Origin of the sequence: Paenibacillus radicis (ex Gao et al. 2016), from assembly GCF_014641555.1 — a bacterium.
GTDB lineage: Bacteria > Bacillota > Bacilli > Paenibacillales > Paenibacillaceae > Pristimantibacillus > Pristimantibacillus radicis.
Window position 1 is genome coordinate 49,751 of record NZ_BMHY01000015.1, and the last position, 20,111, is coordinate 69,861.

The following is a 20,111-nucleotide window of genomic DNA, read 5'->3' on the forward strand; positions in this document are numbered from 1 at the left end:
GAATTGGCAGGCGATCCATTATTTCTCTTCGGCGTTTTTGCCGCAGGGCTCTTATCGTTTTTTGCACCATGTATTTTGCCGCTGCTACCCGTGTATGTTGCCTACTTATCGGGAACCGGCGCGAGCAGCGCGAACTCAGAGACGACTAATTCCGGCTCTTTTCGGCTTCGGCCTAGACTCATCATAAGGACACTGTTGTTTGTCCTTGGGTTATCTACCGTATTCATCTTCCTCGGTTTTGGCTTCGGGACGATCGGCACCGTCATTACAAGCTCCCGATTCATTGCGGTATGCGGAGCCATCGTTATCCTGTTCGGGATATACCAGACGGGATGGATTAAGCTTTCTTTTCTGGAACGAGAAAAGAAAATATCCAGTGATCGCATCACTAAAAAGGGATATATCGGCGCTTTTCTGCTAGGGCTGACCTTCAGCTTCGGATGGACGCCGTGCATCGGTCCCGTGCTGGCGGCTATTCTCAGTATCGCAGCTGGCGAAGGCTCTCCAGCTTACGGCGGCTTCCTGATGCTCATCTATACGCTGGGACTGGCGATTCCCTTTTTGCTGATGTCTGTTTTTTCAGATTTTATTCTCACACGGATCAGACGGTTGTATAAATTTATGGGGGTCATTAAGGTCGTGTCCGGCTGTATTCTCATCCTGATGGGAATTTTGCTTATGACGGACCAGCTCAACACAATTGTCGTATGGTTTCAGTAAACGACTGGGGGTATGAAATATGAAGATCGCAAAACAGCTAGTCAAATTTATACTGATAGCAGGCGTTCTCCTTACGGTTTTGGCCGCTTGCGGCGCTAACACCAAGGAAACCATGCAAGATTCTACTACAGGTACTGTGGATAACAGTAAAATCATGAACAAGGGTACAGCCGCTCCTTCGTTCTCCTTAAGCGATCTGAACGGGAATGAAATTCAGCTTGCCGATCTCAAGGGCCAGAAGGTTTACGTGAAATATTGGGCTTCCTGGTGCTCCATTTGTCTGGCGGGACTAGAAGACTTAAATACGCTGGCCGGTCAAAACAATAATTTTCACGTGATTACGATCGTCACACCGAATTATAAAGGCGAGAAATCCAAGCAGGATTTTACGGAATGGTTTCCGAAGCAGCCCTATCCTAATATCACGGTGTTGTTTGACGAGGACGGCGTTTGGGCGAAGAAATTCGGTTTAAGAGGTTATCCGAGTTCCTATTATATCGGTTCAGACGGCATTCTGGTCAAATCATCCCCCGGCCATGCCTCCAATGACACGATCATGGAGACATTCAAGGAAATAATGTGAGGAGGATGTCTATGAGAAACGTTACATTAGCCGTATTTCTAGCTGCGATCGTTCTAGTGCTGTCCGCCTGTGGAGCCATCAGTACCGACCATACCCGGCAGGATGCAAAGACAGCAACGACGGCCAAAGTCAACAAACCCGCTCCAATTCCCGATTCCGAGCTGCGGGACTTGTACTTAGCCGGCGGCTGCTTCTGGGGTGTGGAGGCATATATGTCCCGCATCAATGGTGTTTATGACGTAACCTCAGGATATGCGAACGGAGAGGGTGAAAACCCGACGTATAAAGATGTGATCCGAGGAGATCGCGGCTTCGCCGAAACCGTTCATGTGAAATACGATCCGAAGCAAGTTACGCTGCAGAAGCTGCTTGCCGATTACTTCCGCGTAATCGACCCGACTAGCATGAATAAGCAAGGGAATGACCAAGGCGTTCAGTACCGGACAGGGATTTACTATACGAATGCCGAAGATGCAGAGGTCATTCAACAAGCTGTAACTGAGGAGCAAGAAAAGTACAGTAAGCCGATTGTCACCGAGGTATTGCCTTTGCAGAACTACTATCTGGCAGAAGAGTATCATCAAGATTATTTAGAAAAAAATCCGAATGGATATTGCCACATCGATCTAAGCATTCTGGATGATCAGGAGATCGTGATCGATCCCTTGCAGTATCCGAGACCAACCGACGAACAATTAAAGATGAAGTTAACGGAAGCTCAGTATGCGGTAGCTGTCAACAATGACACGGAACACGCATTCACTAATGAGTATTGGGATAATGAGGAACCCGGCATTTATGTAGATGTAGCGACCGGAGAGCCTCTCTTCTCCAGCCGGGATAAGTATGATTCCGGTTGCGGGTGGCCGAGCTTCACGAAGCCAATCATCGCGGAAGTTGTTACCTATCATGAGGATACGAGCTTCGGGATGGTTCGAACAGAGGTGCGAAGCCGGGCAGGCGACATTCATCTCGGTCATGTGTTCGACGACGGACCCGCAGATCGCGGAGGCAAACGTTATTGCATCAATAGCGCATCTATTCAATTCATCCCGGCCGACCAAATGGATAAGGAGCATTACGGCTACTTGATATCTGCGGTGGAATAAATGAAGCTGAACGCTAGCTTTACAACAAACAGGTCCGTGAAGTCGCTCATGCAGCGATTCACGGACCTGTTTTTAGTTTCACTCTTTAAACGCGAGACCCCTTCTTTCTTAATAAATAGATAAAGAACGGAGCGCCGATCGCTCCAGTCAAAATGCCGACTGGCAGTTCAATCGGAGCAAAAATAATTCTGGACAAGGTATCGAAGATCGTCATAACGGAAATTCCGATTAAAGCCGATGCAGGCAGCAGCAGCCGATAATCGTGGCCAAACAGCATCCGGGTCACATGCGGAACAATCATGCCTACAAACCCAAGCAGTCCCACAACGCTCACGGCGCTGGCTGACAATAATGCCGCCACGGCTATTACGAGAACCCTCGCAGCTTCCACGTTGAGTCCCAGGCCTTTCGCATTCTGCTCATCCAATGCTAAAATGTTCATCCGCCTCGCGAGCAGGAGCGCGCTTATGCCGCCAATGACTGTATAGGGCAGAAGCTGCTGAAAGTGCGGCCAGGTTTTTGCCGAGAGTCCTCCTACCAGAAACAATAAAGCGCCGTCAACCCGGTCACTGTAAAAGACGAGCATCGCGGATATGCCCGATCCGAAAAATGCCGAAACGGCGACTCCCGCTAATATAAGCCGGACGGGCTGAATGCCGTTTTTCCAAGCTAATGCATAGACCAATCCCGCTGCGATTAACGCCCCGATAAATGCAGCGGGTGTCATCAAATAGCTGTACGCTGGAAAAAGAACAATCATAGCGATGCCGGTTAGGCCCGCTCCTGATGAAACTCCAATAATATGAGGATCAGCCATCGGGTTTCTCATAACGCCCTGCAGCAATGCGCCAGCCAGAGCCAGATGGATGCCGACAAGCGCAGCTACTAATGTTCTTGGGAAACGTACATTCCAAATAATATCGTGAGTGCCGCCCGTTTCCGCCCCTCGAAACACGCCGATAATATCAAGCACATGAATGGAGACCGCTCCTTGAACCAAGCTGAATAAAACACCAGCCAGAGCAAGCAAGAAGATGGCAATGAAAGCGACAGTCCGGGAAGGTACGGGAAGCCTTCCACTTCTTTGCGCGTTAGTTTTCAAATGCATCCGGGTATACCAAATGTGCTAGATAAGAAAACGGCCGGTCCATGTCCAGCCCCGGATTATTGACAAAGTCAGCTGGCAAAAACGACAGCTTGCCTTCCTTAACAGCACGGAGAGAGGACCACGCCGGATTTTTCTCCATATCCTCCTTAAGCCGCTCCTTCCCCTCTTCCTCTGTACCGTGTACGACAAGAAAAATATAGTCCGGATCTGCAGCAATTAAAGATTCAATACTGTAAGGCACTGAGCCTGGATGGTCGCCTGCCGGCATATCATCCGCTATATTTCTAAGCTTTAAACGGTCCGCTATATCCAGAGTCAGCGTTCCGCTTTTTTGTATCGACACCCCCATTGGCATGATCGTTATTGCGGCAAATGATACTGGTTGATTCGGCACTTTTTCAACAATAGCCTGTATTCGGCTCTGCATTTCCTTAACTGCTTGTTCCGTCTCCTTTTCTTTGCCCAGCAGCTGTCCAAACAGTATCCCAGTCTCTATAACCTTGTCATAGCTGTCTATTTTCGTTAAAGCTAGCGGAATGCCGCTGGCAGCCAATGATTTTCTAAGCCCCGCATGGAAAAAAGCTTGCCCAATGACCAAATCGGGCTTTAACGCGATCACTTTCTCCAAGCTGACGGCTTGAATTTCCCCTACCATATCAACCGTCTTTGCTCCCTCCGGCAGTTCTGTTCCGGGTGCGGTTGCCAATCCAACTGCTGTGCCGCCAAGCTGATCAAACAACGCCATAGCTTCCGTATTCAATAAAACGATACGTTCCGGCTTACGCTTCAATGTTACTTGTTCACCGGAAGCATCTTTGAAAGTGAGATATGGCGGCGGCTGCCCTTGCTCATCCTTGTTTGGAGATGCCGTGCTAGCCCCCGATTGACCTGAGTTCGCGGTGGTGCTGGAGGAACAGGCTGATAAGATCACAAGAATGCACATACCCGCCAACCAGAGAAACCATCTTTTATTTGGATTCAATCTTACAGCCTCCTTATCACTTTCTACTTCATCTCCGATAACCAGCGGGAGAGGTTATGGATTTCTTCCTCCGAGAGACGCTTCTCAAACTTCGGCATCCCTTTGCGGCCGTTTGCCACAATATCAAAGATTTCTTCCTCCGTTAATCGGCTGCCAACGTTCTGAAGACTGGGGCCAGCCCTGCCTTGCAGGTCAACACCGTGACAGGATATACATTTTTTCTTGTAGATCAATTGTTCATCACTAGGGCCGGCGCTCTGCTCGCCATTACTGCTTGTTTTCGTTGCATCCGTATTGTTTGCGCCTGGTGCCCCGCAAGCCGATAAAAGCAGCACACCTGCCAAGAGACATATTACGAAACCATTTTTAAATCTGATCATCATTAAATCTCCTTTCCCTTCCAATTCAACAGCTATCATAACAAAAGAACCGCAAATTCAAATGACCCGTTCTAGCTATGCGGAGGCTTGAATTTATGAGCGTTTGATGACAAGTGGTTTGCGCTTGGTGCCCCGGGCTCGCTGCGCGGTTTGGTCCATGCTGCCGTTCTTGATTCCATTTCTATCATCGCTAATACGATAACAAATGGATCGAACCTGCAAAATGTCATCATGAACTCAAACCGCTCCGCTCACCCCTGCTCATGCTTGCCCCTCATAGCAAAACCTCACGCTCATAGTGCGCTTCCCTTCATTCCTGGGAACACCAGCTGCACGAATCAAAATGTAAAAGTACAGTTTGTCAGCCGTTTTTTCGGCGATTTATCGCATCAAAATGCAAATATGCATTTTGATTGGCTGAAAAAGCACCTCTGAGGGGGAATCGGGGAATTCAAATGCACTTTTGCATTTTGATAGCTGTTTGGAGCTCTTTTGGGACCAATCAGCCTGCACTTTTACATTTTGATTTTCTAAATTAATTCTTATAAAACCCACTTGACAACTATGATTAATGAGATTATATTATGTAAAAATAACTAAAAATCTGATAATGAATTATCGAATCTTGATAATCTATCAAACGGTCATTGAAAAATTTAACAGAGCGCATGCGAGGAAAGGACGTCGATAGCACCTCGAATTAACAGTAGTAAACCGCAATACATAAGACGCAATTACACTAAAACTATGAATGAAGGAAGGGTCTCCTATGAAAAAATTCAGCTCATTACTCACTCTAACTCTGGCATTTGTTATTCTCTTGGCAGGCTGCAGCCAGAAATCCAATACACCTGCAAACTCCAACACCCCTCAAAATGCCTCAACTGAACAAAACAGTGACAGCAAAGATGAGAATACGTTAGACAAAATTAAAAAAGCCGGAAAAATTGTGATCGGCACCGGCGGCAATTATCGTCCTTTTAACTACATGAATGAAAAAAATGAATTGGTTGGCTTCGATATTGAATGGGGCAACATTATAGCCGAGGGTCTCGGCGTGAAGGCGGAATTCATTACCGGACAATTCTCGGGCTTGACGCCAGGACTGCTGGCAGGCAAATTCGATATTTTGCTGGCTGGGGTCAATGTGACGGATGAACGGAAGAAATCGGTTGATTTCGCAGAGCCATACGGCCGCGATGGCGTTGTAGCCGTCGTTAACAAAGAAGGCAGCAACAACCCTGCCGATATTAACGACCTGCAAGGCAAAGTAGTTGGCGTCATCGGCGGCGCAACCGCTCAAGCCGTTGTAAAGGGCATCGGCGGCTACAAAGAAATCAAGGAATATCCGGGCGGGACGGAAGTATTCAAGGATCTGGTCAACAAACGTGTTGATCTTGTCTCGATCGGTCAGGATGCGGCTGGGGACTATCTGAAGAATTCGCCTGACGGCTCCAAGCTGGAAATTGCCGGAGAACCTTATACGATTGTGGATGTAGCGATTCCGCTACGTAAAAATAACGCTGCGCTGAAGGAAGCGATCGATAAAATCATTCTGGAAAAGAAGCAAGACGGCACGTACCAGAAGCTTGCTGAGAAGTACTTTGGATTTCAATTTGACAAATAACTAGCACTTTCGGCCTTCGTATCGGTAAGGTAAGCAGCCGGGTGCGGAGGCCGTTATCGTGTCAGACGAAAGATAGAAAGGAGCAGCATGATTGAATCTGGAAACTATTGCTCAAGTATTCCCCTTCCTATTAAAGGGCGCTCTCGTTACCTTTGAGATTTCGATATTAGCTATTGTCGTCGGTACGCTGCTTGGTTTCTTTCTGGCGGTACTTCGCTTGTCGCATAATAAGCTGATACGCTTTCTGGCTACCGCTTATATATGGGTGTTCCGCGGTGTCCCCATCTTGATGGTTCTCGTATTTATCTATTATACGCCTCCATTTGGCATTACCTTGTCGGCTTTCGCGGCTGGACTTCTTGGACTCTCCTTTAACGCCGCGGCCTATAAGGCGGAAATTATCCGAACCGGATTGTTGGCTATTCCGAAAGGGCAGATTGAGGCTGCGGAAGCGATCGGCATGACTCCATGGCAAATTCTAATCCGGATTCGAATACCGCAAATTATCCGCTTCATTCTCCCAACCTATATTAGCAACTCCGTGGCATTGCTCAAGGAATCAGCTCAGGTATCGGTCATTACCGTCCCCGATCTAATGTTGAATGCACAAAGCCAGTTCAGCAGCACCTATATGCCTTATGAAACGCTAGGCGTTGCAGCCGTGTTGTACTTGGCCATGACGAGCTTGCTGATGACGCTGCAAATCTATACCGAACGGAAACTGAATTTGAATGCCGGCCGCAAATAAGCTTAGGCCAGTATACGTAATAAGGAGGTCACAGCTATGCCTGTTCTGGAGCTGGTGAATATAAGCAAAACTTTTGGCACAAAGACCGTTGTCCAGAGTACAAACTTCTCCATTCAAAAAGGCGAGGTCGTTTCCATTATTGGGCCCAGCGGAGCTGGAAAAAGCTCTCTCCTGCGGATGATTAATTTGCTGGAGGTTCCTTCTTCCGGTCAAATTGTTATCGACAGCCAGCCTGTGGAATATAAGCTCAATCGTGCCAGTCACCTCACCTTTCTCTCCAAGTTTAAGCTTAGTAAGGTAAGAAGCAAGGTGGGCATGGTGTTCCAGCATTTCAACCTGTGGGAGCATAAATCTGTACTGGACAATATTATCGAAGGTCCCGTTAACGTCAATAAAAAATCAAAACGGGAGGCCATCCGGCATGCGGAGGAACTGCTTGCCCGTGTCGGTCTGTTGGAAAAGAAAGACGATTATCCCGGCATGCTGTCGGGCGGACAACAGCAGCGGGTAGCGATTACCCGAGCGCTGGCGATGGAGCCAAGTGTGCTATTGTTCGACGAGCCTACCTCCTCCTTGGACCCTGAACTTGTAGGCGAAGTGCTGCAAATGATGACCCAGCTTGCCGAAGAAGGGATGACGATGATCGTCGTCACGCATGAAATGCGTTTTGCCCGTCAGGTGTCTGACCGGGTGCTATATATGGAAGAAGGCCGCATCGTGGCGGAAGGAACACCGGAGGAAATTTTCGAATCGAAGGATAATGCCAGACTGAACCGATTTTTCAGCAGTTTGCACGGTTGACAGGGGGCGGCTTGCGGGACTGACGGCATTCAAAGTTTGGGCCGCCAGTCCCGCACCCCGACTCGCAACCGAGCAGAAGCGGCCTAAAGCTGAAATGATTCAATCCATTATCACTCGCTGCGTCGTTGTATTCTGATAGTAACGCGCAAGCTCTATAATCATCGCGCCCATTCGTTCCTTCTCGGGTGCTACTACCCGCTCGATCCCCTCTTCCTTCAACGCTTCCGCCGTTATCCGGCCCACTGCAACTGCAATGACCCCATTACGAAAGCTTTCCTTTATATCCGAATAGAGATTATTGCTTTTCACAAATTCAAAAAAATAACGCACCTGCACTGCCGTTGTAAAACAAACGGCATCTACCGCTCCTTCAACTATCTCCTGGCTAAGCTGATGGGATACATCGGGATCGGGAGCTACATGCCTGTACGGCAAAATAGCCTGTACATCCGCACCTTGTCTTTCAAAAAAAGCAACCAATTCCGGCATCGGTTCGCCATGAAGCTGGATCGCAACGTCTTGGCCAGCAAATTGCTGACCTTGCAGCGCCCGGATTAATCCTTGTGTCGTTCCGTCTTCGTCTACAACAAGCGTCTGAATACCTTGCTGCTTCAGCAAACTAAACGTTTTATAGCCTCTTGCACCAACTTTGGCATGCCGCAGGATATCCAGCAGCCGATCCCGAACCCCTATTTTCTCTGCCTGCTCCATTAGAGCACTAAATCCTGTCCCTGTCGTGAAGATTGCCCAATCCGTGCCTCTGTCGGCCAATTGAAGCAGCTCTTGTTCCACTTCCCGCTCTTTCAGCATTAGCAAGCCCTGCTGCGGACGAACGAAAGCTTCGCCGCCTTGCCGCTCTATTATCTCACTAAGCTCCTGCAATTTACGGGAGCCTGCGATGACAACCCGTTTGCCTTCCAGCCCTCTAGCCACAGCGTTTCCCCCAAACGGCCCCAATTTTTTCTCGCCAATCATTTTAGACATACACCAGACTCCCTCTCGCTGAATTCCAACTTAATCACTATGATAAAAAAAACGGCAGCAAAACGAACCATCCAAAATCGGATGAATTACAGCCATCCACTTCTATTGGGGCCAGCTATTGCACATGAATGGATGTCAGTTGAGCAGTTGTATAGAAAAATAGATTTGAAAACGCTCATCCCCATTTTCAAGCGTAATATCTGCCAGCTGTTTTATTTTGTTAATTCGGTAGAACAACGTATTGCGATGAATATTTAAAGCCTTCGCAGCCTCATTCGGGGAATCCGTATAATACAGATAATACTTTAGCGTTTCTACAAAAGCCGTCCCATGATTCCGATCCTCTTCCCTTAGCTTAATAACAGCGGGATGACAGAAATCAGCAATATCTTTCTCGGCAACAATAAGTTCCGCCAGGAAATTAAGCATATGCTTTTCATATAAGCAAAAATCCAGATGCTTTCTTTGTGCATATTCGCCCGCCTTCAGCGCTTGTACATAATATTTTCGGCTTTCGGACAATTTCTTGAAAGGCAGACTGACACCAGCAATTAAGGCGTTCACATGCAAATATTCGATAAACGCCGTATTCGATTTTCCCAAGATAGCAGCACTGATTTCACGATCCATAAAAACAACCAGTCCGGTCTTGTAAATAATAAATCTGCCGCTCGGTATAAAAGATTGCAAGGAATGTACGATAAAGGGAGCTTTTCGTTCAAATGCATCGTTTTCCTCATGCGCAATTGTCATGATGTGATAGGTTTCATGCTTGGCCCACTTCAGATAGTTCAGTTGTGCCTCCACTACTTCTTCATCATTAACCCTTTTATCCAGCAAATCTCTCAGAAAAAAATTAGGCATGAAATTTTTCCCGATATTGAAAAAATCGTTCTTTTGAAGTTCCGTGGACAATAATTTACCAAAATGCTCAATCAATCTAATATCACTCTGATTGAATGGCTTTCCCGCTTCAAATAATACCAATTGCGCAACCTCAATGCCCTGGATGTGAACCAAGGAAACCAGCGTCCCGTGCAAGTCATTTGATTTTTTCTCATAATAGGACAGTTCACTGTTGCGCAGACGACCCAGAAAATGATTGTCTTGAATAAACGAAATAATGCTGGCATCCAGATATTTCTCTCCGCTTGCTGTTTCACTCAAGGCAACAGCATCCGGTACGCCTTCGGACAATGCCAGAATCATAAATTTGGTATCGTTCAGCAGCATTGGACGACCGAAAACGTCGCTGGCGGCTTGAATCAAATACTGCAGCCCCAAATTCGAATAGGAAGCATCAAACAGCTTCTGCATATTTAACGCTATCTGTACCTCTTCCCCCATTATGGCTGAGACCGCATGAAAAAGCTCATAATGGCTCAAGGCAGATCCGGCTATACGAGCAAGATTGAGGTGCCCTGCCTCCAGATACGCTTGCGGAAGCTGTACATCCTCTATGCATATAAGGTTTATTTCTTGAACAGGCGGTGTCGCCGGAAGTAAGGATACAGGACCTATATAGAGGCAATCTGGCATAAAAAAAGCCTGTTCCCAGTTCAATAAGGAATAAGCATGAACTGATTTCAACTCATTCATAAAATGAACGGAATCGAAAGGGCCGCTATTCAAACGCCTTACCAGCTCGGACAGCTGCATATATACCCTCCTCAATGAATTGTGCTGCAGCACAATAATTACTTTCTAAAACTCCGTATATTTAAATTATAGCACATGGTTCCTGTACCACCGATTTTATATAATTTCTCCATAGAGCAAATATTCTTTACAAAAAAGGGGATGTCATTCTAAGAGGATCCTAAAGTGAAATACGCTTATCCATTGTTCTATAATCCAATCTCGAAGAGGAGAAATCAAAATGAAAACGATACTATGGGCGGGCTTGTCCGCCAACGGCAACTATTCGCAATCTGATTACGACCACGCGCCATCAGAAGCAGCGCTGTATAACTTTGGAGAATTCGTCAAGGAAGCCGGAAATTATATCGTTGGCCGCCGAACGTTTGAAGCGCTGCTGCGTAATCAGCCTGCTCCTTCATCGAAGGACAATGCGGCTGACCCTTTTGCGGGGATCGACATTGTCGTCATCTCAAGAAACTTTCAGGAATTGCCCGGCGTGAAAATCGTGGCGACCCCACAGCAAGCAATCGCTTATCTTCAGGAAAAAGGCCATTCTACTGCGCTTTTAGCCGGAGGCGTGACGCTTCACAACACGTTCCTTGAAGCAGGCCTTGTCGATGAGCTCATTCTTAATATTTCGCCTCTTCTGGAGGGCAAAGGCGTTAACCTGCTGCTCAACCAGGAACGCCCTGAACACAAAGAAATCAAGCTGCTTGATTTCAAATCCATCGGAAGTGACATCATTCAATTGCGTTATGCCATTAACCCTGCTTAACTTGCTCCAACATTATGAAAGAATCGCTAATAAACGAAATGGACGTCTTGCGCGCAAACCTTCGCACTGACGTCCGTTTCGTTTATTTTTCAATATGATACATCATCAGCCGCACTGTTCGTTAATGATGAAAATCCAGCCCTGAAGCAACCGGCTTGACTTCGCCTGCTCGGATGACAAAATCGCCAAAATGCTCGCCTGATAAACGCTCTTTGGCATAGCGGTTAATCAATGGCTTCAAATGCTCCAAGATCGCCTCTTCATTCAAGTTTTCCGCATATAATCTGCTCATTCTTTGCCCGATGAAGTCGGCACCCAGATATAAATTGTATCTTCCCGGCGATTTGCCAATCAAAGCAATCTCTCCGAGCACCGGCCTCGCGCAGCCATTCGGGCAGCCCGTTATCCGGATGACGATTTCATCGTCCCGCAATCCCGCTTCATCTAATAGGCATTCAATCTTATCGAGCAGCGAAGGCAAATAGCGTTCCGCTTCAGCCATAGCCAGTCCGCATGTAGGAAAGGATACACAAGACATCGCATTCCGGCGGAGTGCCGATTGCTGCTTCCCGTCACTTAATCCGTATTGCTCCACCAGAGCAGCAATTTTATGTTTATTCCGGCTGGACACATTAGCAATGATTAAATTCTGGTTGGCTGTCAACCGGAAATCTCCTTTATGAATACGGGCAATCTCGCGCAGGCCGCTCATGAGCTTATAACCCGGATCGTCCTTGATTCGCCCGCTCATAATAAACAGCGTCAAGTGCCACATTCCGTCGCTCCCTTTAACCCAGCCGTACCGGTCTCCATGATGCTCAAAGTGATAGGGGAGCGGCTCCTCAAGAGCCCAGCCCATCCGTTCATGCAGCGTGGAAATAAACCAGTCCAACCCGTAGCGATCGATGGTATACTTGAATCTTGCATTTTTACGCACGGAACGATTTCCGTAATCGCGCTGGATCAGTACCGTTTTCTCGGCAACGTCAATCACCTGCTCCGGCTTACAGAACCCGATGACCTTTGCCACTTGAGGATAGGTTTCCTTGTCGCCGTGCGTCATACCCATTCCGCCGCCTACAGCCACATTAAACCCTTTCAGCTCTCCATCTTGTACAATGGCGATAAACCCCAGATCCTGCGAGAATACATCAATATCGTTCGACGGGGGAACGGCTACGCCAATTTTGAATTTACGCGGCAAATAAGCAGGACCATAAATAGGCTCTACCAGCTTTCCTTGCAGGCTGTCCGTTACTTTCTTATCATCGATCCATATTTCGTGATAGGCAGGCGTACGCGGTAATAAATGTTCGCTAAGTGCCCGCGCCCAGCCATATACCTCGGTATGGATATCGGACTGATTCGGGTTCGGGTTGCACATGACATTACGGACTACGTCACCGCAGGCTGCTTTGGTCGTCATCAGCATATCGTTGACGGTTTTTATCGTTTGCTGCAAATTCCATTTCACGATACCGTGAAGCTGGAAAGATTGCCGCGTCGTTAGTCTTATCGTGTGATTGCCATACAATTGCGCAAGGTTATCCAGCGCCAAATATTGCTGCGGGGAAGCGACTCCGCCAGGCGCCAATACGCGCAGCATAAACTGATAGGAAGGCTCGAGCTTTTTCTTCTGGCGTTCATTGCGCTCGTCCCGGTCATCCTGCATGTAGCTGCCATGAAATTTCAGCAGCCGATTATCCTGCTCCGAGATCGATCCCGTAATCCGGTCCCGCAGACCGTCATAAATCGTACCGCGTAAATATTCGCTTTCCCGCTTCATATGCTCTACCTCACTTGGCGGTCCTGCCGGCGGTTTGACGGCGGGCGGCAAATCAGGCACTTTCAAAGTTGCTCCATACATTGAACGCACTTCATCCGCTTGCTTATTATCCACACTTAGCGCCACCTTTCAACACAATTGTTCCAGCTTGCCTACTATTATAAAAGTAAATAGACGAAGACAAACCATCCAAACCGACAGAAATACTCGCCATCCATTCCTTTCCTCCGTCAGCTCTCCATGACAATGCACGCGAAATAGCCCGCCTCCTTCATCAGAAGAAAACGGGCTATTCACTCCTCTTGCTAGAAATCAATCAGCCGACAAGCTGTTGTATCTTCTACATCTTACTCGCCAGATCCGTCGTAACCTGATCCAAAGTTAAAGCAGAGAGCTTGTTCTCCAGCGCCAGCTGCGCTTGTGAGAAGACATTTTCCAGCGATGACTGGATATTCCTCCCAACGGAGCAATCAGGATTCGGCTTATCATGGATTGCGAACAGTTCCTCTTGCCCGCCGCTTTGCACCGCACGGTAAATGTCCAGCAGCGTAATTTGATCCGTCGGACGGGAAAGCGAAGCGCCGGCAACCCCGGGGCTCGTCAGTACAAGTCCCGCTTTGCTCAGCATCCCCATTATCCGCCGGATGACGACGGCATTGGTATTCACGCTGCCTGCGATATATTCCGAGGTTAAGCGCGTATCCTTCATAAGTTCCAGTAACGATAGTATATGGACAGCAACGGCAAACCGGTTATTGTTCATCCCGCACGCCTCCTTGCTCGTAAGTCGCAGCTATTCATGTGACGATTATAGTTACAACGGTTTTCGTTGTCAATGCAGGAAGGCAGCCTTTCCATCCTCCTGCGATACCCGGTATTCCGATAGCACATCCTGATTATTTTAAATTTCCTATTGACTGTTATCTGCCATAGATGATATTATATTTTCTGTTGACACAACATATGCGGTCGTGGCGGAATTGGCAGACGCGCTAGATTCAGGTTCTAGTGGTGTAACAGCCGTGGAGGTTCGAGTCCTCTCGACCGCATTAACTCTTGAATTTATAAGCTCGTGAACTTGTTTTAATAACAGGTCACGGGCTTTTTTTCATGCCAAAAAATAAATAAAACCTGTAAATCAGCAGCCGTTCCTTCTAAGGCAGCTTTTCAAATTTATTTTCCTGCGCATCAATTAATGCCATCTTGTAATTAAGTTTTTCCAGCGTTCTCATTAGAAGTGCTATTTGGTCTTCCACTTTCATTTTCTGATGTGCCAGCATATTTTTTCTGTCTGGCAAGGTGCTGTCTCCGCCTTTATAAAGCTCTATATATTGTTTGATTTCTGTCAAAGATAATCCTGTTGAACGAAGTGCTTGTACCGTTTCGATCCAATCGAGGTTATTGTCGCTATACGAGCGTATCCCATTCCGGTCCATCTCCTTCTTTAAGTTAGAGTTACTCTAACGAATTTTACGATCTTAACCCCGCCAAATCAAATGCTGCCCCTTATCAATTAAGGGTTAAAAAAGACGTTTGACTTAGAGCGGCTACCGCCCTGTAAGCTTACAGAGTAATTCATGACGTATACAGTGAAGGAAGTTTCGCGAAAAATGGGCATTTCACCTTATACGCTGCGTTTTTATGAGAAGGAAGGTGTCCTTACCGATGTTGATCGGGATGTGAAGGTTACAAATCCAGCCAGCATTGAGGCGGCAATTGCCGCAGGGACCGCCAGATTTGGCCGCATAGACGCCATTGTGAATAATGCTGGAGTCAGCGTTGTTTCGATTTTTGAAGCGACACCTATGGATGTTGTCCGCCGCATTTTCGAAACCAATGTCTTCGGTGTCATGAATGTAATTCAAGCTATCACACCATACTTTCGCAATCAGGGGGGCGGAACTATTGTCAATATCAGTTCAGGCGTCGGCTTTGCGACATCCCCTCTTCTAGCCGTCTATACTGCGACCAAGCATACAATTGAAGGATTGTCGGAATCGTTGTCATACGAGCTTGAATCGCAAAACATTGCCGTCAAGCTTGTAGAGCCAGGGGCTATACGGACAACGAACTTCACGGTAAACACCATGTCTGCGACCCAAGACTTGTCCATTCCAGCCTCGTACCAAGCTTATTATGACCACATGATGCAATCGATGATGAATTATCCATTCGAAGATGCGGATGAAAATCAGGTCGCTGCCCAAATATACGCTGCTGCCTGTGATGAGTCGGATCGGCTGCGCTTTCTCGCAGGCCCGGATGCAGAAGAAATGGCCAAGCTGAGATGGTCTCAGTCTGAAGATCGGTACATGACTGTCATGCGAAATCATATGGGACAGACAGCATGGCGTAATAGCAATAAACAATAAGCCGGATGACTCTAGTTCCAACAACAGAGAACCCCAACATAGTGCGGCCACAACGTTGGGGTTCTCTATATTTATCTGTATGTTCTAGTTACTCATTCAAATACGTCTTCACCCGGTTTTGAATCAGTTTGCTCACTTCTTCAACTGACTTCTGTCCCGTAATGAAAGGTTCAAACTCTTCAAAGACGATATCAAGCACTTTCTGATCACTGAATGACTTCTCCCCTCCATCTCCCTCCAACAATGTTTTTAAGGATTGAATTTGTTTCTTCACAGTTTCGGAATCGGGAATGGTAAAATTCACTTCCAGCTCGCCTTGTTCAAGCGCATGCTCCGTGTCAGCGAATTTTTTATCCAGCGCAGCTTTGCTTAATGGAAAGCCCATTAATTCTGGTGCGGACTGCATCTCTTCAGAAAGCATAAATTTGAGAAATTCCCAAGCTTCCGGCTGAACCTTCGATTTGCTATTCAAACCAAACGTAGTAAAGGAGCCCATCTTCCAACCCGACGATTTACCGTTCATTGTCGGCTTCTGATAATACTGAAGCTTCGGATCTAGAGCAGACAATAATACATTTTTGGGATTGCTCATGCTCTTCATTGAAAACAGCACTTTGTCTGTTTCCGTATAGTTTCCTTCGATTACCTTCTCGCTGAACATCACTTTTATTTGCGTCAGTGCATCTCTGAACGTGTCAGAATCGAAATCCGGATTCCCTTTTTTCAAAAGATCAGAAAAGTTTTCGTTGATGTAATCCGCAAGTATTTCACCAGGTCCGACGAACGCCAAATAGTCAGAACCGTTCTGTTCTTTCAGTCTCTTAGTAATATCAGCAAATTGATTCCAAGTCCAATTGTGATCATTTATAGTAATATTGGCTTTCTTCAACAGCTCCACATTGCCTTGCACGGCACCAAGCGAAAAGGAAAGCGGCATGACATAAAGACCGTCTCCAATTTGAGAGGATTTCAAAACGTTCCCGTAATATTGTTTTTTATCAAAGGAGGAATCTTTCTCCATAAGGTCGTTCAGATTGACTAATACCTTCTTTTCTACAAATTTATCTTCAGGCAATATCCCCATCGCAATCAAATCCGTTGCTTTACCAGCGATTGCTTGCGTCGTTACCGACTGAATATATTTCTCCATATCTGCTAGCGTTAACGCTATTCTGCCATCTCCATCAGGACTAGCCATATGGGATTTAATTTCAATATGAATATCGTCATGAAGGGCTTCAAATGCCTGGGCTGCTTTCTCCAAGAAGGGATCTGAGTTCATGACCGCCACAACAACAGTCTTCTTCCCGCCCGGCGACGAAGCGCCAGAGTTCACTGAAGAATCGGTTTTGCTGCATGCCGTTAACATTAAGAATGCTGCCAGTAAAAGTAAGGTCCATTTCTTATTCATTGTGATCATCCTTTTCAACGTATTCGAATTCGATTGCCTTCTTGAAGAGGCTCGCTCGTTTCGGCAATCAGATCGTCTTGCGGTCTGAGTCCTTTCAAGATTAAACATTCATCACCGACTTCTTCTCCAACCGTCACATAGGCTTTCTGCACAAAGTACGAATTGCCTAAGGAGCTTTTTTTCTCACGAACGACAAACACATAGCTTCCCGTACCATCTTTCTTCAACAGCTCTTTACGTATGACGAGTCCTTGTTCTGCAGTCTTTTTTTCAATTTGCAAGCTGGCCTGCTCACCGCCTTGAAGATTGTTATCCGCGGCAATCGCAACGACAATCTTTTTCTGCAGTTGGTCTTCTTTCATACCTCCTTTCATAGCCGATCCGTCTCCCCCAGATGTCGCTTCGATTTCTTTGATCACTCCATCCACCCGCAGAGGCTTGCCCCCTTGCACTTGAATAGTGACTGGAACAGTTTCTTCTACTTGTAAAAGTCCGGCCTCCTCCTCGTTAATCTGAAATGAAAACTCGAATGGACTGCCCGCTTTAATAAGCGTAAACACCGCTTGTCCCTGCGGGACACGCATGCCATCCTCCGCATTCACAGCCCCGACCTTTCCGGCAAACGGAGCTTTCAGGCTGCTTTGCTCGGTTAAATTTTTGCGCAAGTAGTTTATTTTTCGGGTAGCCATTTCGAAATCCAATTGATCGTTGTCCAAATCGCGCTTTGCCCTGCGAATCGCCTCCTCGTCTCCGCTCCGCTGGGCTTCCATGAACTGCTCCTTCAGCACTTCCCTGTTCAATTGCTGTTTCTTGAGCCGGGTTTCTTCATCAAGCAGCTGCTGTCGTGCATCTTCATTATCATAGGTAATTAGAACTTGCCCTTTTTTCACAGCGTCGTTCTTTTTCACATGAACTTTTACAATTTTCAATCCGCTTTCACTTCGTAAATCGGATTGATCCTTTAAGCTAATCACCCCGCTTCCCTAAATGTGATACTTCAGTGATTTAGATACTGGCCTCTCCGTGGTTACTTTCGGCAGTATGATGGATTGCAGCGTGTTGCTGAAAAACGTAAATCCAGCCATAACGACCAAAAACAAAACTAAAAATATGAAAGTTATACGTTGTCTCCGTTGCATCTTGTTCACTTCCCCTTTTCGTTACACCCTTGAAGTCACTCGCCCCCGCTATCCTTTAATGCCCGAAAGCTCAATGCCCTCAATAAAATGCCGTTCAGCAATGGCAAACAAGAACACCATAGGCAGCATATAGATGACCGAAGCAGCGAAGGAAACGCTAAATGCTTCTTTTTGCAAGCGAGATAAAAAAACGGATAGCGGCTGCATTTCGGCTTCTTGCAAAAAAATGAGCGGCTGTTCGACCATATTCCAGTAGTCGGCAAACAATAAAACAATTAAAGCAGCAATGCCGGGCTTCACCATTGGCAGTACAATAGATAAGAAGGTTCGCAAATAACCGGCTCCATCCATTTTCGCGGCTTCCATATAGGCATAAGGAATATTCAACATAAACTGCCGCAGCAAGAAGACTCCAAAAGCAGCAAATATACCAGGCATAATAATAGAAGAGGGATGATTCAATAGTCCAAGCTTTTCTGCCATCAAATAGTTGGGCACGAGCGTCACTTGAAACGGCATGAGCATCGTGATCAAGTAGAACAGAAATAAGGGCTCACGGCCGGGAAACCGTAATTTCGCAAATGCGTAGGCAGCCACAGAAGCGATAACAACTTGTCCCAAGATGATCGGAACGACTAGAAATACCGAGTTCCAGAACATATATAGAAAATGCGGAGCCGCTATCAGCACTTTGTAATATTGCTGCAAGGATACGAAATCGGGTATCCACTTTAAGTTCACAAATTCACTCGTATTGCTATTTCCGAGCATGTCATAGTTGGTCATAATTTCCAGTTCCGACATAAACGAACTAACAGCCGTTAAGACGACCGGGACGAGCAGGACAACAGCGATTGCGGTTAGGAGGCATGTTCGCAGCAAGGCGAGTATCCATTCTTTTTTCAACCGGCACACCCCCTATTCCATAAATGCACGGAATGCACGCTCGATCGCATACATCACCGCCACAAGCAATAAAATGCTGGCGGCCATCAGCACAGCTGCTGCCGACAGTTTCTCGATTTCTAGCGACAGAAACATGTTGTTCATGTAATGTTGAATCATATAAATGCTGTCATGCGGATAATCGCCGGCAACGAGATACGTTTCCCGGAACACTTTGAACGAATTTAAGATGGACATCAAGACGACAAAAAAAGTGGCCGGCATCAAATAGATGAGTGTAATGCCAAACAGTTTACGAATCGTCCCCGCACCTTCCAGGTCAGCAATCTCATAATATTGCGCCGGAATATTTTGTAATCCGGCCAAAAAGAGAATGACATTGTAACCGACAGTCTTCCAAATGTAGATCAGAATGATGACGAGCTTCGCCCAGTCCGATTTCATCCAGTCGCTTCGCTCCCCGCCAAAATGCTGCAAGAACGCATTCAACGCTCCGTTCCAGTCGAATAGTATTTGCCATACTAGAACAATAGAAGCTACCGGAACGACGAGCGGAAGCACGTAAGCCGAACGCAGCCAATTGCGCAGAAATACACGTTGGTTTAATAGGAGTGCCAATACCAAAGACAAAGCAATCACGATCGGCACACTGCTGGCTGTGAACCAGAACGTGTTGACCGCTGCTTTTTGGAAAGAGGAGCTGGAAAGCAGTTCTCTGTAATTAGATAACGTTAAACCCGATCCTTCCTCGGCATTCTGAAAGGAATACAGCACACTCTGACCAAACGGAATGAGATAAAAGATAGCAAATCCGGTCATACTCGGTGCGAGGAAACAGAAAGCTGCCACTAGTTCCTTATGCGACAATCGTTGTAATTTCATGCAGGGTTCCTCCAAAGGTCTGTCCAACGTTGCGGCGTTACAGGTTCAGCACACAACTTACAGTTTCTAACTATACAGATGACCGTCAATTAAGATTGGGAGGAGTTATAGAAAAAGTAAGTAAAAAGTGTGGGATTGCACCGCAGCGGAGAGCCAT

At 46.8% G+C, this 20,111-nt stretch carries 20 protein-coding genes and 1 tRNA gene; 9 read left to right on the forward strand and 12 right to left on the reverse strand.

Annotated features, from left to right (window positions below; genetic code table 11):
* Positions 1-3 precede the first annotated feature (3 nt).
* Genes IEX98_RS24885 through msrB form a run of 3 tightly spaced genes read left to right on the forward strand, consistent with a single transcriptional unit; the run spans position 4 to position 2,412 of the window.
* The gene (locus tag IEX98_RS24885; RefSeq protein WP_188892401.1) at positions 4-720 is read left to right on the forward strand and encodes a cytochrome c biogenesis CcdA family protein; all 717 of its coding nucleotides are present in this window, start codon (positions 4-6) and stop codon (positions 718-720) included.
* Between the two features lie 19 nt (positions 721-739).
* A complete protein-coding gene (locus IEX98_RS24890; RefSeq protein ID WP_188892402.1) occupies positions 740-1,303 on the forward strand; it encodes a redoxin family protein in 564 nt (187 codons plus the stop codon).
* An 11-nt stretch (positions 1,304-1,314) separates the two neighbouring features.
* Positions 1,315-2,412 (forward strand): peptide-methionine (R)-S-oxide reductase MsrB, encoded by a 1,098-nt coding sequence (gene msrB, locus IEX98_RS24895; RefSeq protein WP_188892403.1) that lies wholly within the window; start codon positions 1,315-1,317, stop codon positions 2,410-2,412.
* Positions 2,413-2,497: 85 nt separating this feature from the next.
* Here msrB and IEX98_RS24900 read toward each other — a convergent pair whose 3' ends face one another.
* Genes IEX98_RS24900 through IEX98_RS24910 form a run of 3 tightly spaced genes read right to left on the reverse strand, consistent with a single transcriptional unit; the run spans position 2,498 to position 4,885 of the window.
* Positions 2,498-3,514, reverse strand: coding sequence for a FecCD family ABC transporter permease (locus IEX98_RS24900; RefSeq protein ID WP_229692379.1), 1,017 nt, complete (start codon positions 3,512-3,514; stop codon positions 2,498-2,500).
* Positions 3,504-4,502 (reverse strand): ABC transporter substrate-binding protein, encoded by a 999-nt coding sequence (locus IEX98_RS24905; protein WP_188892405.1) that lies wholly within the window; start codon positions 4,500-4,502, stop codon positions 3,504-3,506. Before IEX98_RS24905 ends, IEX98_RS24900 begins: the two co-directional genes overlap by 11 nt.
* 23 nt (positions 4,503-4,525) lie before the next feature.
* On the reverse strand, positions 4,526-4,885 hold the full coding sequence (locus tag IEX98_RS24910) for a c-type cytochrome (protein WP_229692380.1): 360 nt from the start codon (positions 4,883-4,885) through the stop codon (positions 4,526-4,528).
* A gap of 766 nt (positions 4,886-5,651) precedes the next feature.
* Here IEX98_RS24910 and IEX98_RS24915 point away from each other — a divergent pair.
* From IEX98_RS24915 to IEX98_RS24925, 3 genes are all read left to right on the forward strand, one after another.
* Positions 5,652-6,509, forward strand: a complete 858-nt coding sequence (locus IEX98_RS24915; RefSeq protein WP_188892406.1) for a substrate-binding periplasmic protein — start codon at positions 5,652-5,654, stop codon at positions 6,507-6,509.
* Between the two features lie 91 nt (positions 6,510-6,600).
* A complete protein-coding gene (locus tag IEX98_RS24920) occupies positions 6,601-7,257 on the forward strand; it encodes an amino acid ABC transporter permease (RefSeq protein ID WP_188892407.1) in 657 nt (218 codons plus the stop codon).
* 36 nt (positions 7,258-7,293) lie between these two features.
* On the forward strand, positions 7,294-8,058 hold the full coding sequence (locus IEX98_RS24925) for an amino acid ABC transporter ATP-binding protein (protein WP_188892408.1): 765 nt from the start codon (positions 7,294-7,296) through the stop codon (positions 8,056-8,058).
* Positions 8,059-8,157: 99 nt separating this feature from the next.
* On the opposite strand, the gene IEX98_RS24930 is transcribed toward IEX98_RS24925, so the two are convergent.
* Together IEX98_RS24930 and IEX98_RS24935 are read right to left on the reverse strand one after the other, a co-directional pair.
* A complete protein-coding gene (locus IEX98_RS24930) occupies positions 8,158-8,991 on the reverse strand; it encodes a uroporphyrinogen-III synthase (RefSeq protein ID WP_188892447.1) in 834 nt (277 codons plus the stop codon).
* A gap of 186 nt (positions 8,992-9,177) precedes the next feature.
* Entirely contained in the window at positions 9,178-10,701 is a 1,524-nt protein-coding gene (locus IEX98_RS24935) for a PucR family transcriptional regulator (RefSeq protein ID WP_188892409.1), read from the reverse strand.
* 220 nt (positions 10,702-10,921) lie between these two features.
* On the opposite strand from IEX98_RS24935, the gene IEX98_RS24940 reads away from it, so the two are divergent.
* A complete protein-coding gene (locus tag IEX98_RS24940) occupies positions 10,922-11,458 on the forward strand; it encodes a dihydrofolate reductase family protein (protein ID WP_188892410.1) in 537 nt (178 codons plus the stop codon).
* 121 nt (positions 11,459-11,579) lie between these two features.
* Here the strand turns inward: IEX98_RS24940 and cysI are convergent, their stop codons facing one another.
* Together cysI and IEX98_RS24950 are read right to left on the reverse strand one after the other, a co-directional pair.
* Positions 11,580-13,325: an assimilatory sulfite reductase (NADPH) hemoprotein subunit gene (cysI, locus tag IEX98_RS24945; RefSeq protein ID WP_188892448.1), complete on the reverse strand. Its 1,746-nt coding sequence runs from the start codon at positions 13,323-13,325 to the stop codon at positions 11,580-11,582.
* 259 nt (positions 13,326-13,584) lie between these two features.
* Entirely contained in the window at positions 13,585-14,007 is a 423-nt protein-coding gene (locus IEX98_RS24950; protein WP_188892411.1) for an Rrf2 family transcriptional regulator, read from the reverse strand.
* Positions 14,008-14,209: 202 nt separating this feature from the next.
* Between IEX98_RS24950 and IEX98_RS24955 the strand changes: the two genes are divergently transcribed.
* A tRNA-Leu gene (locus IEX98_RS24955) sits at positions 14,210-14,293 on the forward strand.
* Between the two features lie 105 nt (positions 14,294-14,398).
* Here IEX98_RS24955 and IEX98_RS24960 read toward each other — a convergent pair.
* Positions 14,399-14,680: a MerR family DNA-binding protein gene (locus IEX98_RS24960; RefSeq protein ID WP_229692381.1), complete on the reverse strand. Its 282-nt coding sequence runs from the start codon at positions 14,678-14,680 to the stop codon at positions 14,399-14,401.
* 141 nt (positions 14,681-14,821) lie between these two features.
* Between IEX98_RS24960 and IEX98_RS24965 the strand changes: the two genes are divergently transcribed.
* A complete protein-coding gene (locus IEX98_RS24965) occupies positions 14,822-15,616 on the forward strand; it encodes an SDR family NAD(P)-dependent oxidoreductase (RefSeq protein WP_268237842.1) in 795 nt (264 codons plus the stop codon).
* Positions 15,617-15,704: 88 nt separating this feature from the next.
* Here the strand turns inward: IEX98_RS24965 and IEX98_RS24970 are convergent, their stop codons facing one another.
* From IEX98_RS24970 to IEX98_RS24985, 4 genes are all read right to left on the reverse strand, one after another.
* Positions 15,705-17,027, reverse strand: a complete 1,323-nt coding sequence (locus IEX98_RS24970; protein WP_188892414.1) for an ABC transporter substrate-binding protein — start codon at positions 17,025-17,027, stop codon at positions 15,705-15,707.
* 14 nt (positions 17,028-17,041) lie between these two features.
* Positions 17,042-18,001: an efflux RND transporter periplasmic adaptor subunit gene (locus IEX98_RS24975; RefSeq protein WP_188892415.1), complete on the reverse strand. Its 960-nt coding sequence runs from the start codon at positions 17,999-18,001 to the stop codon at positions 17,042-17,044.
* A gap of 213 nt (positions 18,002-18,214) precedes the next feature.
* Positions 18,215-19,081, reverse strand: coding sequence for a carbohydrate ABC transporter permease (locus IEX98_RS24980; RefSeq protein WP_374705383.1), 867 nt, complete (start codon positions 19,079-19,081; stop codon positions 18,215-18,217).
* A gap of 3 nt (positions 19,082-19,084) precedes the next feature.
* A complete protein-coding gene (locus IEX98_RS24985) occupies positions 19,085-19,954 on the reverse strand; it encodes a carbohydrate ABC transporter permease (protein ID WP_188892416.1) in 870 nt (289 codons plus the stop codon).
* Between the last annotated feature and the right edge of the window lie 157 nt (positions 19,955-20,111).

Excerpts from the sequence above, each read along its gene's own strand:
- IEX98_RS24890 (WP_188892402.1), top strand. The coding sequence starts at position 740 with ATGAAGATCGCAAAACAGCTAGTCAAATTTATACTGATAGCAGGCGTT.
- msrB (WP_188892403.1), top strand. The coding sequence starts at position 1,315 with ATGAGAAACGTTACATTAGCCGTATTTCTAGCTGCGATCGTTCTAGTG.
- IEX98_RS24910 (WP_229692380.1), bottom strand. The coding sequence starts at position 4,885 with ATGATGATCAGATTTAAAAATGGTTTCGTAATATGTCTCTTGGCAGGT.
- IEX98_RS24915 (WP_188892406.1), top strand. The coding sequence starts at position 5,652 with ATGAAAAAATTCAGCTCATTACTCACTCTAACTCTGGCATTTGTTATT.
- IEX98_RS24925 (WP_188892408.1), top strand. The coding sequence starts at position 7,294 with ATGCCTGTTCTGGAGCTGGTGAATATAAGCAAAACTTTTGGCACAAAG.
- IEX98_RS24935 (WP_188892409.1), bottom strand. The coding sequence starts at position 10,701 with ATGCAGCTGTCCGAGCTGGTAAGGCGTTTGAATAGCGGCCCTTTCGAT.
- IEX98_RS24940 (WP_188892410.1), top strand. The coding sequence starts at position 10,922 with ATGAAAACGATACTATGGGCGGGCTTGTCCGCCAACGGCAACTATTCG.
- cysI (WP_188892448.1), bottom strand. The coding sequence starts at position 13,325 with ATGTATGGAGCAACTTTGAAAGTGCCTGATTTGCCGCCCGCCGTCAAA.
- IEX98_RS24950 (WP_188892411.1), bottom strand. The coding sequence starts at position 14,007 with ATGAACAATAACCGGTTTGCCGTTGCTGTCCATATACTATCGTTACTG.
- IEX98_RS24960 (WP_229692381.1), bottom strand. The coding sequence starts at position 14,680 with ATGGACCGGAATGGGATACGCTCGTATAGCGACAATAACCTCGATTGG.
- IEX98_RS24965 (WP_268237842.1), top strand. The coding sequence starts at position 14,822 with ATGACGTATACAGTGAAGGAAGTTTCGCGAAAAATGGGCATTTCACCT.
- IEX98_RS24970 (WP_188892414.1), bottom strand. The coding sequence starts at position 17,027 with ATGAATAAGAAATGGACCTTACTTTTACTGGCAGCATTCTTAATGTTA.
- IEX98_RS24985 (WP_188892416.1), bottom strand. The coding sequence starts at position 19,954 with ATGAAATTACAACGATTGTCGCATAAGGAACTAGTGGCAGCTTTCTGT.